This window comes from Streptosporangium sp. NBC_01639, assembly GCF_045209755.1.
Lineage (GTDB): Bacteria > Actinomycetota > Actinomycetes > Streptosporangiales > Streptosporangiaceae > Streptosporangium.
In genome coordinates, this window is the sequence record NZ_CP109272.1 from 4,515,846 (window position 1) to 4,529,407 (window position 13,562).

At 69.9% G+C, this 13,562-nt stretch carries 16 protein-coding genes; 6 read left to right on the forward strand and 10 right to left on the reverse strand.

The genetic code is table 11. The features are described 5' to 3' along the window. Window positions 1–114 precede the first annotated feature (114 nt). From OHA77_RS20570 to OHA77_RS20580, 3 genes are read right to left on the reverse strand one after another with little or no spacing between them, the layout of a single operon-like run. On the reverse strand, window positions 115–687 hold the full coding sequence (locus OHA77_RS20570) for an anthranilate synthase component II (RefSeq protein ID WP_406319723.1): 573 nt from the start codon (window positions 685–687) through the stop codon (window positions 115–117). Then, a complete protein-coding gene (locus OHA77_RS20575) occupies window positions 684–854 on the reverse strand; it encodes a hypothetical protein (protein ID WP_326826681.1) in 171 nt (56 codons plus the stop codon). The genes OHA77_RS20570 and OHA77_RS20575 overlap by 4 nt, the downstream gene beginning before the upstream one ends. Continuing rightward, window positions 851–1,474 carry a class E sortase gene (locus OHA77_RS20580; RefSeq protein ID WP_326826680.1) on the reverse strand — a complete coding sequence of 208 codons (624 nt, stop codon included), beginning with the start codon at window positions 1,472–1,474 and terminating at the stop codon, window positions 851–853. The genes OHA77_RS20575 and OHA77_RS20580 overlap by 4 nt, the downstream gene beginning before the upstream one ends. A gap of 209 nt (window positions 1,475–1,683) precedes the next feature. Between OHA77_RS20580 and OHA77_RS20585 the strand changes: the two genes are divergently transcribed. Beyond that, on the forward strand, window positions 1,684–1,929 hold the full coding sequence (locus OHA77_RS20585; RefSeq protein ID WP_326826679.1) for a cell division protein CrgA: 246 nt from the start codon (window positions 1,684–1,686) through the stop codon (window positions 1,927–1,929). Window positions 1,930–1,978: 49 nt separating this feature from the next. Here the strand turns inward: OHA77_RS20585 and OHA77_RS20590 are convergent, their stop codons facing one another. Both OHA77_RS20590 and OHA77_RS20595 read right to left on the reverse strand, forming a co-directional pair. After that, entirely contained in the window at window positions 1,979–2,869 is an 891-nt protein-coding gene (locus OHA77_RS20590) for a rhomboid family intramembrane serine protease (RefSeq protein WP_406319725.1), read from the reverse strand. 119 nt (window positions 2,870–2,988) lie between these two features. Then, complete coding sequence (locus tag OHA77_RS20595; protein ID WP_406319727.1) at window positions 2,989–3,525, reverse strand: peptidylprolyl isomerase; 537 nt, start codon at window positions 3,523–3,525, stop codon at window positions 2,989–2,991. 297 nt (window positions 3,526–3,822) lie between these two features. On the opposite strand from OHA77_RS20595, the gene OHA77_RS20600 reads away from it, so the two are divergent. Next, complete coding sequence (locus OHA77_RS20600) at window positions 3,823–4,350, forward strand: hypothetical protein (protein WP_406319728.1); 528 nt, start codon at window positions 3,823–3,825, stop codon at window positions 4,348–4,350. Window positions 4,351–4,577: 227 nt separating this feature from the next. Here the strand turns inward: OHA77_RS20600 and OHA77_RS20605 are convergent, their stop codons facing one another. Beyond that, window positions 4,578–5,138 (reverse strand): hypothetical protein, encoded by a 561-nt coding sequence (locus OHA77_RS20605; protein ID WP_406319730.1) that lies wholly within the window; start codon window positions 5,136–5,138, stop codon window positions 4,578–4,580. A 125-nt stretch (window positions 5,139–5,263) separates the two neighbouring features. Between OHA77_RS20605 and OHA77_RS20610 the strand changes: the two genes are divergently transcribed. Both OHA77_RS20610 and OHA77_RS20615 read left to right on the forward strand, forming a co-directional pair. Beyond that, window positions 5,264–5,932, forward strand: coding sequence for a response regulator transcription factor (locus OHA77_RS20610; RefSeq protein ID WP_406319732.1), 669 nt, complete (start codon window positions 5,264–5,266; stop codon window positions 5,930–5,932). A gap of 2 nt (window positions 5,933–5,934) precedes the next feature. Continuing rightward, on the forward strand, window positions 5,935–7,359 hold the full coding sequence (locus OHA77_RS20615) for an ATP-binding protein (protein WP_406319734.1): 1,425 nt from the start codon (window positions 5,935–5,937) through the stop codon (window positions 7,357–7,359). Between the two features lie 35 nt (window positions 7,360–7,394). Here OHA77_RS20615 and OHA77_RS20620 read toward each other — a convergent pair whose 3' ends face one another. The 4 genes from OHA77_RS20620 to OHA77_RS20635 form a co-directional block, all read right to left on the reverse strand. Then, on the reverse strand, window positions 7,395–8,357 hold the full coding sequence (locus tag OHA77_RS20620; RefSeq protein ID WP_406319736.1) for a GNAT family N-acetyltransferase: 963 nt from the start codon (window positions 8,355–8,357) through the stop codon (window positions 7,395–7,397). A 130-nt stretch (window positions 8,358–8,487) separates the two neighbouring features. Beyond that, window positions 8,488–9,711, reverse strand: coding sequence for a hypothetical protein (locus tag OHA77_RS20625; protein ID WP_406319737.1), 1,224 nt, complete (start codon window positions 9,709–9,711; stop codon window positions 8,488–8,490). Next, the gene (locus OHA77_RS20630) at window positions 9,708–10,220 is read right to left on the reverse strand and encodes a SigE family RNA polymerase sigma factor (RefSeq protein WP_406319738.1); all 513 of its coding nucleotides are present in this window, start codon (window positions 10,218–10,220) and stop codon (window positions 9,708–9,710) included. The genes OHA77_RS20625 and OHA77_RS20630 overlap by 4 nt, the downstream gene beginning before the upstream one ends. 83 nt (window positions 10,221–10,303) lie before the next feature. Further along, complete coding sequence (locus OHA77_RS20635) at window positions 10,304–11,425, reverse strand: serine hydrolase domain-containing protein (protein WP_406319739.1); 1,122 nt, start codon at window positions 11,423–11,425, stop codon at window positions 10,304–10,306. Between the two features lie 246 nt (window positions 11,426–11,671). Between OHA77_RS20635 and OHA77_RS20640 the strand changes: the two genes are divergently transcribed. After that, window positions 11,672–12,256: a hypothetical protein gene (locus OHA77_RS20640; RefSeq protein ID WP_406319740.1), complete on the forward strand. Its 585-nt coding sequence runs from the start codon at window positions 11,672–11,674 to the stop codon at window positions 12,254–12,256. A gap of 28 nt (window positions 12,257–12,284) precedes the next feature. Then, window positions 12,285–13,487 (forward strand): sensor histidine kinase, encoded by a 1,203-nt coding sequence (locus OHA77_RS20645; RefSeq protein ID WP_406319742.1) that lies wholly within the window; start codon window positions 12,285–12,287, stop codon window positions 13,485–13,487. Window positions 13,488–13,562 lie beyond the last annotated feature (75 nt).

Here is a 13,562-nt window from a genome sequence, read left to right on the forward strand (position 1 = left end):
TGTCCCCTTTTTCGGGGGCGGGAGCCGGTCGCCGGAAACACGTAAGAGCCCTTCCGTCACTCGGGGGCGATGACGGAAGGGCTCACTGGTTAGTCGTTCAAGACGGTTCCGGCGTTACACGATTCCCGCGAGCCAGTTTCCGAGCAGCCGGTGGCCGTGCTCGGAGATCACCGATTCGGGGTGGAACTGCACCCCCTCGACAGGCGCGGTGCGGTGGCGCAGGCCCATCACCAGTCCGTCGGCGGTGGCCGCGGTGACCTGGAGGACCGCAGGGACCGTCTCCGGCACGACCGCCAGCGAGTGGTAGCGCGTCATGGTCACCGGAGACGGCAGCCCGGCGAAGACCCCGCGGCCGTCGTGTGTGATCGCACTGGTACGGCCGTGCATCAGCTCCGGAGCACGCGCCACCGTGGCGCCGTGGGCGACCGCGATGGCCTGGTGGCCGAGGCAGACGCCGAGCAGCGGAAGGCCGTGGGCCGCGCAGTAGCCGACGAGTGGGACGCTCACCCCGGCGTCCTCGGGGGTGCCGGGCCCCGGGCTGACGAGGACGCCGTCGAAGCCGGCCGCGTCCTCGGCCACCACGTGGTCACGCGGGCGCACGTCACAGGTGGCGCCGAGTTCGCGGAGATACTGGACGATGGTGTGGACGAAGCTGTCGTGGTTGTCCACCACGAGGACGCGGGTCATCGGCCCACCATGGCGTGGTCGAGAGGGACGCGGGGTTCGAGCCAGGGGAACACGAGATACCAGAGTACGGCCGCCGCCAGCCCCGCCAGTACCACCGCGAGGAAGACCCTGGTCACGAGACCGCCCGGGAGCAGCCGCCAGATCCAGCCGTAGACGGGGCTCCTCATCCGAGACGCTCCCGGCTGCTGCCGAGTTTGCCGAAGACGATGAGCCGCTGGGCGGCGGAGTACTCCGGATGGCAGGTGGCCAGGGTGATGAGGGCGTTGGTGGGCTTGCGGCCCGGCCGGTCGGGGACCGGGGCGACGACGCCGACCTCGGTGGGCGCGACGACACGTGTGCCGGTGACCTGGTAGGTGTAGCGGGCTTCGCGGGTGTCGACCACGATGTCGTCGCCGCGGCGGAGTTCGCCGATCCGGTTGAAGGGCGCGGCGTAGGTGGTCCGATGTCCAGAAAGCACGAAATTTCCAATCTTTCCTGGCATGGCGGAGCCGGGGTAGTGCCCCGGGCCCAGCCGCAGCTCCTCCGGGCCCACGCCCTCCACGATGGCGTAGCGGTAGTCGTGCCCGAACCGGGGGATCCTCAGCAGCGCCATCGCCCCGCCCAGCCGGATGGCGCCGAGCCGCGGGGGCTCCTTCTTCTTGAACTCCTGCAGGAGCTGCCTGCGCAGCACCGTCTGCTGCTGCGCGGTGTAGGCGCCGGTCCCCCAGAGGAGATAGGCACAGAAGAGAAGAACGATCACTCCGGCGGTGATGCCCAGCTCCCCGAACGCTCTCAGAGCGGCCCTCATGGGCTCAGGCTAATGACGGTGGATCACCGTGGACGGGCACGAGCCACGCGGTTGGTCCAAGGTTTGCGCTGCGATGATCGCTTCTGGGATCGCCATGTCCCGCATGCGGCGACTATTCTTACTCGGGTCTTCGCCCACCAGCGATTACGCTAGCTGACATAGCCTGCGCCCGGTCCGGATCGCGCAGGGTCGACGCAGGAGAAAACCCAGTGCCCAAGCCCAAGACTCGCAAGAAGGCGGTCTACACCCCGCCGCAGACGACCCAGCAGGTCACGATGAGCCCGCGCTGGCTGGCGCCGGTCATGGTGGCCTCCTGGATCATCGGAATCCTCTGGATCGCCATCTACTACGTGGCGCCCACCGCCCCGCTCATCGGGGCTCTCACCAACTGGAACCTACTGATCGGGTTCGTTTTCATCATCTTCGGTGTGGTGTTGTCCACCCGCTGGCGTTAGGTTTTTCCACAGAATTTATCCACACCCTGGGGACGCATCAGGGTGTGGATCATCCGGGGAAGCTGAATTCGGCCTGGTAGGCGAACGGCGGGAGCAGCAGGACCAGGGCGACGAGCACCACGAGCAGCGCCACGTAACCTCCCCACTGGACCGCGTTGCGGCTCTTCGCCGGGGCGTAGGCGAAGATCCCGCCCACCAGGGCGCCGGTGATCAGACCGCCGAGGTGTCCCTGCCAGCTGATGTTGGGCATCATGATGGTGATCACCGCGTTGATACCGATCAGCCAGAGCACGCCACGGGCGTCGTAACCGAGCTTCCTGGAGACCACGAACAGCGCGCCGAACATGCCGTAGATCGCACCCGAGGCGCCCACCGCGGCGATGCCGAACAGGTAGACGGCGACGGAGCCGCCGAGCGCGGCCAGGAGGTAGAGCGCCAGGAACCTGGCCGAGCCGAGCCGCCGTTCCAGCTCGGGACCGATGGCGTAGAGGGCCCACATGTTGAACACGATGTGGGTGAGCGCGAAGGTGCCCGCACTCAGCGGCATGTGCAGGAAGGCCCCGGTGATCAGGCGCCACCACTCGCCGTTGTAGGCGACGGCCCCGGCGTTCATCGCGAAGGTGTCGGTTACCCAGTCGGTGCTCAGCGTCTCCGCGGCGTAGGCCAGGACGTTGACGATCAGCAGCGCCCAGGTGACCCGGGGGACGGCGACCGCCCGGCCGCCGAAGGCCGACTGTGCCTGCCGTACCGTCTTGTTGCCCTGGGCGACGCACTCGGGGCACTGGAAGCCGACCGAGGCGTCACGCATGCAGTCGGGACAGATGGGCCGCTCGCAGCGCTGGCAGCGCACGTACGTCTCCCGGCCTGGGTGCCGGTAACACGTGGGAACGGCGGCGGTTTCGGGCTCGCCAGGCGGCTGACTGGGTGGCTGGGTGGTCATGGCGTTTCCCTGGCCCCTTCGACCGTGCTGTTGTCCACAGACTGCCAGCTTATTTAAGATCCTGAGCATCTGAGCACGCGAAAAGGCGGCCTCCGCGCGGAGGCCGCCTTTTCGGACAGTCAGCCCTGGACGCGGTCGATGGTGACCGACTCCAGGACGACCGGCTCCTTGGGCCGGTCCCGGGCGTCGGTGTCGGTCTTGGCGATGGCGTCGACGACGTCCTGGCCCTCGATGACCTCGCCGAAGATGGAGTGCTTGCCGTTCAGGTGCGGTGTGGGCACCACCGTGATGAAGAACTGCGAGCCGTTGGTGCCCCGGCCGCCCTGGATGCCGGCGTTGGCCATGGCAAGCAGGTAGGGACGGTTGAAGTAGAGGTCCGGGTGGATCTCGTCGTCGAACTTGTAGCCCGGGCCGCCGGTGCCCTGACCGAGCGGGTCGCCGCCCTGGAGCATGAAGCTGGCGATGACCCGGTGGAAGACCGTCCCGTCGTAGAGCTTGCCGGTGGTCTTCTGGCCGGTCTTCGGGTCCACCCACTCGCGGGCGCCCTCGGCCAGCTCGACGAAGTTGCGCACGGTCTTGGGCGCGTGGTCCGGGAAGAGCTGGATCTTCACGGTGCCGCGGTTGGTGGTCAGGTTCGCGATCAACTTCTCAGCCACGATCGGATTGCCCCCTTCTGGTGTTGGCTAAAGCCGGTGCAAGTTGCTGTTCGTATGGTGTTTTCGTCATTACGACCGTAGCCGGTCCGTCGAACATCCTCCCACGGCCGGTCATGATTGAGCCGCCTTCGAGCGGGCAGGGGTGGCAACGGGGCCCCGACGACTGGGGAGGTTAAAGTGCCTCTTGCACAATTTGGAAAGCGCCACATCGAGATAGTGGTACCGGAAACGCGGCTGGGTCAGGTTAAGGCTCAGGCCGCCCGTCAGGCCGCACGCGCCGCCGATCGGGTGGGACCGATGGCCACCCACGCCCGTGACGCGGCCGGTCACGCCCGTGAGGCGGCTACTCAGGCCCGCGACGTAGCCGCTCAAGCCCGCGACGTGGCCACCCAGGCCCGCGGCGTGGCCAACGACAAGGTCTTCGTGGCCAGGGAATGGGCGGCACCGAAGCTGGACGCCGCCGCGCACTCCTTCGAGGAACAGCTGGCACCGAAGATCAGCGCGATGCTGTCGCAGGCGGCCGCCAGGGTGGATCCCGCACCGGCGGCGAGGTCACGCAAATGGCCGATGGTTCTGCTGCTCACCGGTCTCGCGGTCGGAGCCGTCGGCTTCGTGATGTACCGCAAGAGCGCCGATCAGTGGACCGAGGCGATGAAGGACAGCAGCGCCGACGCGTCCCGCTGGATGGGAGAGAAGGCGCAGTCCACCACGGACAAGGCAGCCGAGGTGGCGCATGGCGTCGCGTCGAAGACCGAGTCCGCTTCTGACGGGCTTGGAGACAAGGCCAAGACCCAGGCAGATCAGGTCTCCAAGAAGATGTCCTGATTCATCGAAGTACGGCCCGCACCGGATGGATGGTGCGGGCCGTACTTCTTGGAGCTCATCTCACCGGGACGACGCCGGGACTGCGGTCCAGGGCGTCACCCGGTCCTGCCGGAACCCTGCCGTTCCGGCCCGCGCTCCGCTCCGCGGTCCGGAACGGTGGGATACGTCCCACTGCTCGGGACCGCGCACCCGCACCGGTCCCCGTCCGGTACGGCGCGCGCCGTGGGCTACTGCCCGGGTTCTCCGGCCTTCTCGGCCTTCTCGTCCTTCAGCTCACAGATGACCATGCCCTTGGGGAGGGCCCTCCCTCGCGCAACCCTGCCGGCCGGAGCCTCCTTGGCCGGCTGGACGGCGTCACGGAGTTCGCCGGAAAGGTCTTCGCCCTCCTCGGTGGGGAGGGCGAAGACCACGTGGGCCCCGGCGTCCTTGATCTCCGCCGACGTGGGCGGGTCGAGCGGGGTGGCCGGGACGGCGGGCGTGGCGGGCACCGCGTCGGTGGCCCCGGTGGCCTCCGCCCATACCTTGCGCTTGGCCCGGAGGTCCTCGATCTCGGCGTCGGTGAGCCTGCGCGCCGTGGCAGGGCCCTTGGCCCGGAGGTCCTTCAGCTCGGCCTCGGTGAGCCTGCGCGCCGTGACGGAGCCCTTGCCGTCGGGACCTCCGCAGGTGGTGATGGTGATCGTCTCCGAAACGGATGGGGCGGGCTCACTGGAGGCGCTGGCCGCGCCGGTCAGGGTCGCCATCAGTGCACCGGTGGTGACCACGGCCGCCGCGAGAAAACGGATGCGCATTCTTGTTCTCCTCGATTGATCGGATCCGGCGGTCACACCGTCCCTCGCGCCGGCTGAACCCAGCCTGAACGCCGCCGAAACCGTCTTCAGGTTGGCTTTAGGTGGGTTGCGGCACGCTGGGCGGCATGCGCCTGCTGCTGGTTGAGGACGAGAAGCGCCTGACCGACCTGTTGAAGGGCGGACTGGCCGGCGAGGGGTTCGCCGTGGACGTCGCCCACGACGGGCGCGACGGCCTGTGGATGGCGAGCGAGAACGTCTACGACGTGATCGTGCTCGACGTCATGCTGCCCCGGATGAACGGCTACACCGTCTGCGCGAGGCTCCGGGACGCGGAGAACTGGACGCCGATCCTGATGCTCACCGCCAAGGACGGGGTGCACGACGAGGCCGAGGCCCTGGACACCGGCGCGGACGACTTCCTGTCCAAGCCGTTCTCCTACGTGGTGCTGCTGGCCCGGCTGCGCGCGCTGATCCGCCGGGGTGGGCAGGCCAGGCCGGTCTCCATCACGGTCGGCGACCTGACCGTCGACCCGGCCGGGCTCCGCTGCCGCCGGGGCGAGGTGGAGATCCCGCTCACCCCGAAGGAGTTCGCCGTCCTGCATGGCCTGGCCCGCAGGCCGGGCGAGGTGGTCTCCAAGGGCGAGTTGCTCGCCCAGGCATGGGACTTCTCCTATGACGGCGACCCGAACATCGTCGAGGTTTACATCAGCGCGCTGCGCCGCAAGATCGACTCTCCGTTCGGCCGGTCGTCCCTGGTGACGGTGCGCGGCGCCGGATACCGGCTGGAGGCCTGAGGATGTCATACCTGTCGGTCCGGGTCCGGGCGACCCTCGCGGCCACCGCCATCGTCGCGGTGGCGCTGGGCGTCGCCGCGGTGGCGCTCGTCGGGGTGCTCAGGGGCAGCCTGGTGGAGAGCACCTCGGCCGAGGCTGCTCGCCGCGCCGACGTCACCGCCGCCCGGCTCGCCACCGCTGCCGAAGCCGCTTCCACTGCCGGTCGGACCGTCGATCGTCTGGACCCCGACGTGCAGATCCTCGACGAGGACGACCTCTCCGCCGACCAGTGGGCATCGGCCACGACCCGGCTCCTCCGACCGGACGTCTCCCGGTCGAGCGTCCTCCGACCGGGCCTCTTACCCAGGGCGGCGAGCGGCTCCGAGCGGGACGTCCCCCAGACGATCAGCGGTCAGGAGACGGCCGGTGCCCGGAAGGTCGTCGGCCGAGCAGCTGCCGTATCCGCCGAGCGGTGGGCGCCCGCCGACTCCTTCGCGATGATCACCGTACCTGTCGACACCACTGAGGGCATGATGCTCGTGCAGGCCAGGGCATCTCTGGAGCCCACCAAAGCAGCCCTGCAGACCCTCCAGGGCCTACTGCTTCCCGGTATCCCCGCCCTGCTCCTGCTGGTCGCGGCCCTGACCTGGCTGGCCGTCGGCCGGGCCCTCGCGCCGGTCTCGGCCATCCGCACCGAGATGGCCGACATCACCGCCAGCGACCTGCATCGCCGGGTCCCGGTGCCGCGCTCCCGGGACGAGATCGCCCGGCTCGCCGAGACCATGAACCGCACGCTCGACCGGCTGGAGTTCGCCGTCGACCGGCACAAGCGCTTCGTCGCCGACGCCGCCCACGAACTGCGCAGCCCGCTGGCCGTCCTGCGGACGCGTCTGGAGCTCGCGCCGTCCGTGCCGCTGGCGGCCGAGGCCCTGACGGACGTGGGACGGATCCAGAGCCTCACCTCCGACCTGCTGCTGCTGGCCCGTCTGGACGCCGGCGAGCCGGCCTGTCACGAGGAGGTGGACCTGGGTCAGGTCACCGCCGAGGAGGCGATCCGGTCCCGGCCCAGACCGGAGATCCACGTCGGGCTGGAGGTGGCCGCCGACGTGCTGGTCCGCGGTTCGGCCGAGGAGCTCCGCCGCCTGGTGGCCAATCTGGTGGACAACGCGGTACGGCACGCGGACTCCACGGTCTCCGTCCGGCTGTCCTCGGACGGAGACGAGGCCGTGCTGGACGTGTGTGACGACGGCCCCGGTATCCCGGCCGAGCAGCGTGAGGCGGTCTTCGACCGGTTTACCCGGCTGGACGAGGCACGGGACCGGGACGCGGGCGGATCGGGGCTCGGGCTCGCCATCGCCCGGGACATCGCGCTACGGCACGGCGGCAGCCTCAGGGCGGCCGAGAAAAGCTCGGGAGCACGGCTGCACGCCCGTTTCCCGGTGATATGAAAACACATGCCCGGACCTCCGGGGCGTCGTCCGCCTCAGCCGATCGGGAGCGCGTAGGTGGTCGCACGGTGCTCGACCACGAATCCGGCACGAGTGTAGACCCCCAGGGCACCGGTCGGGTTGTCGGCGTCCACGCCCAGCCCGGCCTTCTGGTACCCCTGGGCGCGGAACTCGGCGAGGGCGTGCGCGAGCAGCGCGGCGGCCACACCCCTGCCCCGCCACTCCCGCAGGGTTCCGACGATCTGGATCCAGGCCTCGCGGACGCCGGTGGCCTCGGTGTCCGCCGCGAAGTAGTGGGTGAGCAGCACCGCCACGCTCTCACCCGCCCCGTCCTGGACGACGAAGGACCCCTCAGGACGGAACGCCTGCACGCCGGTGATGAAGCTCTTCCAGCTCTCCGGGGTGTGCGGGACGCTGCCCCAGTGGTCGGTGAAGGAGGCGTTGCGCACCCGCCGTGCGGCATCGTCGAGGTCCGCGCGATAGGTGACGATCTCCAGGCCGTCGGGCAGGTCACTCGCGGGCAGGTCGGTGCCCAGGTCGCGGCTCATGCTGTGAAACCAGCGGACCGGGGCCATGCCCGCCCGGGTCACCATGGTCTTCGCGCCCTCGTTGCCGTCGTCCAGGTAGACGTGGAGTTCGAGGGGGCTGCCGGGGAAACGGCGGCCGTGCAGCACCGGGGTAGTACGGATCGCCCAGTCGAGCAGGTGCCCGCCGAGACCGCGACGGCGGTAGTCCGGATGGACCGCGCCCCACAGGGACATCTGGTGAACCGGATCGGCGGCGGGCCGGCAGGCGGTGAGGCCGGCGGCCACCATCCGGTCCCCGTCCCAGGCGGCCAGGGTGCCCTCGGCCACGTCGAGCAGGGGGTTGGCGAGCTGCTCGGCGAGGTCGTCCGCGCTGTAGTGCTCCCCGATACGGTCGGTGGCCTCCACCGCGGCCAGCAGTTCGGCCCACGCGCCCACGTCGTTCTTGGTCAGCGGAATCCAGTCAAATGTCACGATCGGGAGCATATTTTGACATATAGCCATATGGCGAGAGGTTTTCCCTACGCGGAGCCGGACAAGGGTGTGGACCTCGTACGGCTCCGCGGCCTTGTGGCCGGTCACCGATCCTGCGACCGGCGGTCGCTCAGCGGCGGGAGAAGACCGGCTCCCACGAACCGGGCTTCTGGCTGTTCTCGCGGTAGCCGGTGAGCGGCACGGTCTTCCCCCCGGCCAGGTCGACCAGGACCAACCGGTTGCGGAACTCGCTGCCGACGCAGCCGTCGGGTGCCTTGAACTCGCATGCCCAGGCGATCAGACGGTCGTCGTCCGCCCAGGCTGCGAGCTGCTCGATCCAGTAGCCGTCCACCGGCAGGAGCGGCGTCACCTTGCCGGTGCCCACATCCTTCACCCCGGTGACCGCGCTCCGCCGGTCCGGGCTGTCGGTCGCGATCAACCGGCCGCCGGGCGACAACCCGGCCTGCTGGTAGGTCTCGGCCACCTCCGGCGGCGCCGGGCGCGGATTGCCGTCCAGATCGTAGAACTTCTTGGTACCGGGCGGGGTGCTGTTGTGCTCCCACACCAGCGTGCCGTCCGCGCTCCAGGAGAAGTCCAGCCGAGTGGCGAACGCGTTGTTCTCATCCTGCTCCACCGGGTGGAACCCGACCTGCCCGCTGTCCGGGTCGACGATGCTGTACCCGGTCCGGGTCGCGGGCATCATCTTCTGGCTGTTGTTCACCATGGGGTAGGACTCGTCCGGGTTGCCGCCGTAGTTGGTGAGCAGCAGCTTCTTGGCGTCGGGTGACCATTGCACCGCTCCCGCCGGCTGCTCCACGTCGATCCACCGGACCTCGGCGCCGGGACCGGCGATCACTCCGACCCGGCGCGCGGGAAGCTGCTCCAGTACGGCGACCGCCTCCCCGCCCGGTGCGACGTCAAGCCACGCCCAGGGGGTCTTCTTGTAGGCCTGCTCGCCCTTGTCGTAGCGGTGCCAGGTCAGCTTCCGCACCTCCCGATCGTTGGAGGTCTTCACGTTCTCCCAGGTGAAGTAGGAGTAGACCGCCGTGCCACCCGCCGCCACCAGGGTCTTGGGCAAGATCGCGTCCGGATCCCCCACCGTCTCCGTGGACGGGCTCGGATCGGTCATGACGACGACTGCCGCCCGGTCGCCGCCCCCCTGCTGCCCCTCGACCAGAGCCGGGACCGCGAACGCGGCGGCCACGGCGGCCGCGGTCGCCCCCGCGACCACCGCGAACGCCCTGAGCCGGTGACGCCGGCGCCTGCCGAGCGACTTCGACGCCAGGTCGGCGGGGACCTGCGCCTCGTCGGACCAGTCGCGAAAGGTCCGCCTGACGAGTTCGTCGATGGTCATGCCGATGCCTCCCCGAAAATCATGTACGGCTCCCGCAGCTCAGGTGCGAGGTCACGCAGCCGGGCCAGGGAACGATGAGCGGTGCTGCGGACCGTGCCGACCGAGCAGCCCATGATGCGCGCGACCTCGGCCTCCGGCAGGTCCTCGTAGTAGCGCAGCACCAGCACCGCCCGCTGCCTGGCCGTCAGTCTGGCCAGCGCCCGGCGCATGACGATCTGCAGCTCGACCCCGTGCGTGCCGTCGGCCACAGCCCGATCGGGCGACTCGGAGACGGCGGTCTCCCGGCGCCGGCGCCACCAGGAGACCTGCTGGCGGTACATCGCCTGCCGGACGTACGCCTCCGGTGTGTCCACGCTGTGCCACCTGGTGACCGTCTTGGCCAGCGCGCTCTGCAGGAGGTCCTCCGCCGCGTGCTGGTCACCCCCGGTCAGCAGGTAGGCCAGCCGCATCAGCGCGGGCGACCGCGTCGAGACGAACTCGCGGAACCGTCGCTCCTCTGCGGCGTCCACGATCACCTCCACTGTTTGGTTACGTCCTGAAGACGCGCCCGGGGGATCTCACTATGCTCCGCGTGCCGTACGGGATCCGGCGGTCACCCCTTGCAGTGGAAGGTACCCGCGATGGCGAACATCTCCTGCTGCGAGGGTTTGCGGGTGCCGGGGTTGACCGACATGGCGAGCCGGCGCCCGTCGTCGGAGCGGAACGCGAAGGTCATGTAGCCGAGCAGTTCGCCGCTGTGGCCCCACAGGCTCCTGCCGCACGGCAGCGCGTACTCCTGCAGGCCGAGGCCGTACCGGAACCCCACCCCGGTCGCCACCGTGGCCCGCATCGCGTCCAGCGACCGCGCACTGGTCAGCTTTCCGGCGAGAAGGGCGTCGAAGAAGACGGTGAGGTCGCGGGTGGTCGAGATCATCTCACCCGCGGCCCAGTCCAGGGAGGGGTCCATCCGGGTGGCGTCCACCACCTGACCGGTGGACAGGGTCGTGTAGCCGTGGGCGTGCGGGCCGGGCAGGCCGGGCCGGGTGCCGGGGACGATTGTCTGCGTGAGGTGCAGCGGGCGGAGGACCCTGCGCCCGATCTCCTCCCCGTACGGCCTGCCGGTCAGCTTCTCGACGAGCAGCCCGGCGACGATGTAGTTGGTGTTGGAGTAGCGCCACTTCTCGCCGGGCTTGAAGTCCGGCGGCCGACTGAAGGCCACTTTGAGCAGGTGCGCCGGCGTGTAGTCGCGGAACCGGTCCACCCCGCGCCAGCGGTTGGTCGAGTATCCGGGCTCGCTCATGTAGTCGTGCAGGCCACTGGTGTGGTTGAGAACCTGCCTGACGGTGATGCGGCCGCCGTTGGGAACGACACCGGGTAGATGCCGTTCGACCGGGTCGTCGAGGCGCAGGCGCCGCTCGTCGGAGAGCTGGAGGACCACGGTCGCCACGAACGTCTTGGTGACGCTGCCGATCCTGAAGTAGCCGTCGGCGTCGGCGGGCCGGCGTGACTTCAGGTCCCGAACTCCGGCGGCGGCCGCCCAGTCCTGTTCCCGCTCCCGCAGCCGCACCGAGGCCGCCGTCGCCGCCCCGGCCCTCACCAGCCCGTCCAGCAGCACCTTCACCTCCGCCTGTGGCGACTCCGCCCGGACATCCGCGTTCGCGACGGCGGCCGGCCCCGCGGCGAGGGACGCCACGGCCAGCAGGACGGCCGGCTTTCTGGAAAACGTTCTGATCATGCCGGAACGCTACGGAGCGGCGGTGTCCTCCGGCCATGGGGACGACCGCTGACTTCCCGGGCAGAGACCACCGGGGGAAGGCTGGGGAAAACCGCAACCCGACGCCCGGTGTCCCGCGAGATCGCCGGTACGGGGGAGGCACGCTCCCTCGCGGGAGGGAGTGCGGAGATCGCTCTTCCCGGCGATTACTTCCCGGCCGCGGAAAACCAGGATTGAGGCACAAGCACGCCGCTGAGGAGCCCCCTGATGAACCCCCGCATCCCATTCGTCGCAGCCCCCTTGCTCGTCCTGGCCTACGGAGTGATCCGGATCTTCGACGGGCTGGACGGCAGCCGAGGACCCGGCCTCGCCTGGACCTCCGGCCATCTCGCCTTCATCGCGGCGCTCGCCTTCTTCGTCCCCGTCTTCCTGCAGATGCGCCGGCTGGCGGGACGGAACACCCTCTCCACCGTGAGCGCGTCGGTCGGGATCCTCGGTGTCCTGGCGGTCGGCACGCAGTTCGCCATCGACATCGCGGTCGGCTTCATGTCCGCCGACCACGCCGGGATGAGCGTCTACTTCGACCAGATCAAGTCCGTCCCCGGAGTCCCCTTCCTGGTCTATGACGGCGGCCCGTTCCTCTTCTACCTCGCCCAGCTCGCGCTCGTCGTCCAGCTCGCCGCCGCCCGCCGGGTCAAGGTCTGGACGCCGTTCCTGGTCCTGCTCGACCTTCTCCTCCCGTTCCTCGACAAGGACTTCATCCCGCTCGGCGCCGTCTGCCTGCTGGTGTCCTTCGTCCCGCTCGCCGGTCGGGTCGCCAGGCCCGCCAGGCCCGCGCACGCCCTCGGGTAACCGGACACCCATGTCCTCCGTGCCCTCGATGTCCGAAAACCGGAACGAGGCGGCAAGATTGGACCTCGTGTCCGCCCTGCCGTTCCTCATCCCCGTCCGTGACCGATTGCGGTCCCTTCCGCCCCTGTGGCTGGACACGGCGCTCGCCGTGCTCGTGATGGTCGTGCAGCTGTGGCCGTTCTTCTCCCGGGAGAACCCCCACGGCGGACCGTGGCACTGGTGGGGATACGCGGTCGTGATCGCCTCCGCCGTACCCCTGGTGTGGCGGCGGCGGGCGCCGGTGGCCGTGCTGACGGCCACCCTCCTCGCGACCTCCCTCTACGACCTCGTGGACGGGGTGGCCGCACAGCCGATCTGGTACGGCGGGCTCATCGCGATCTACACGGTCGCCGCGCGCTCCGCCCACTTGCCCCGGGTGATCATGATCGTCATCGCGACCGTGGGCGGACTGCTCCTGGTCGGCTCCTCGGAGACCGCGCTGCGCGGCGTCGTGCTGTTCGTCGCGGCGTACGCGGTCGGCCGCGCCTCCGCCGCCTCCCGCGCGTACGCCACCGCCCTGGAGGAGCGGGCCGCCCGGTTGGAGCGCGAACGCCAGGTCGAGGCCGAACGGGCCGCCGAACGCGAGCGGGCCCGGATCGCCCGCGACATGCACGACATCCTCGCGCACGCGGTCAGCCTCATGGTCGTGCAGGCCGAGGCCGGCCCCGTCGTGGTCAGGAGCGACCCGGCCCGTGCCGAGGCGGCCTTCGACGCGATCGCCTCGGCCGGACGCGACGCCATGGTCCAGCTCCGCCGTACGCTGAACGTGCTCAAGGAGGAGACCGGTCCGCGCGCTCCGCAGCCGACCGTCGGCGACCTGGCCACGTTGGCCGAGCAGGTCTCCGGCACCGGGCTGAGCGTGGCCTACTCCGTCTCGGGCGAGCCGCGGCAACTGCTCCCCGACACCGAGGTCGCCGCCTACCGGGTGACCCAGGAAGCCCTCACCAACATCGTCAAGCACGCGGGCGCCACCCGCGCCGACATCCGACTCCGCTGGCAGGACGACACGCTCATGATCAGCATCACCGACGACGGACGCGGCTCCGTGTCGTCCCTCCCCTCCGGCGGAAACGGCCTGGTCGGCATCCACAAGCGCGCCGCCGCCTGCGGCGGCTCCGCCACCGCGGGCCCCCGCCAGGACGCACCGGGCTTCCAGGTGGTCGTACGGCTGCCGCTGGCGGTGACGGCATGACCACGAGATGCGCGGACGACGGCGACCGGGCCGCCAGAGACGGAGTGTGACGGCATGACCGTGAGAGTCGTGAGA

Excerpts from the sequence above, each read along its gene's own strand:
- OHA77_RS20570 (WP_406319723.1), bottom strand. The coding sequence starts at position 687 with ATGACCCGCGTCCTCGTGGTGGACAACCACGACAGCTTCGTCCACACC.
- OHA77_RS20575 (WP_326826681.1), bottom strand. The coding sequence starts at position 854 with ATGAGGAGCCCCGTCTACGGCTGGATCTGGCGGCTGCTCCCGGGCGGT.
- OHA77_RS20580 (WP_326826680.1), bottom strand. The coding sequence starts at position 1,474 with ATGAGGGCCGCTCTGAGAGCGTTCGGGGAGCTGGGCATCACCGCCGGA.
- OHA77_RS20590 (WP_406319725.1), bottom strand. The coding sequence starts at position 2,869 with ATGACCACCCAGCCACCCAGTCAGCCGCCTGGCGAGCCCGAAACCGCC.
- OHA77_RS20600 (WP_406319728.1), top strand. The coding sequence starts at position 3,823 with ATGGCCACCCACGCCCGTGACGCGGCCGGTCACGCCCGTGAGGCGGCT.
- OHA77_RS20605 (WP_406319730.1), bottom strand. The coding sequence starts at position 5,138 with ATGCGCATCCGTTTTCTCGCGGCGGCCGTGGTCACCACCGGTGCACTG.
- OHA77_RS20610 (WP_406319732.1), top strand. The coding sequence starts at position 5,264 with ATGCGCCTGCTGCTGGTTGAGGACGAGAAGCGCCTGACCGACCTGTTG.
- OHA77_RS20615 (WP_406319734.1), top strand. The coding sequence starts at position 5,935 with ATGTCATACCTGTCGGTCCGGGTCCGGGCGACCCTCGCGGCCACCGCC.
- OHA77_RS20625 (WP_406319737.1), bottom strand. The coding sequence starts at position 9,711 with ATGACCATCGACGAACTCGTCAGGCGGACCTTTCGCGACTGGTCCGAC.
- OHA77_RS20635 (WP_406319739.1), bottom strand. The coding sequence starts at position 11,425 with ATGATCAGAACGTTTTCCAGAAAGCCGGCCGTCCTGCTGGCCGTGGCG.
- OHA77_RS20640 (WP_406319740.1), top strand. The coding sequence starts at position 11,672 with ATGAACCCCCGCATCCCATTCGTCGCAGCCCCCTTGCTCGTCCTGGCC.
- OHA77_RS20645 (WP_406319742.1), top strand. The coding sequence starts at position 12,285 with ATGTCCGAAAACCGGAACGAGGCGGCAAGATTGGACCTCGTGTCCGCC.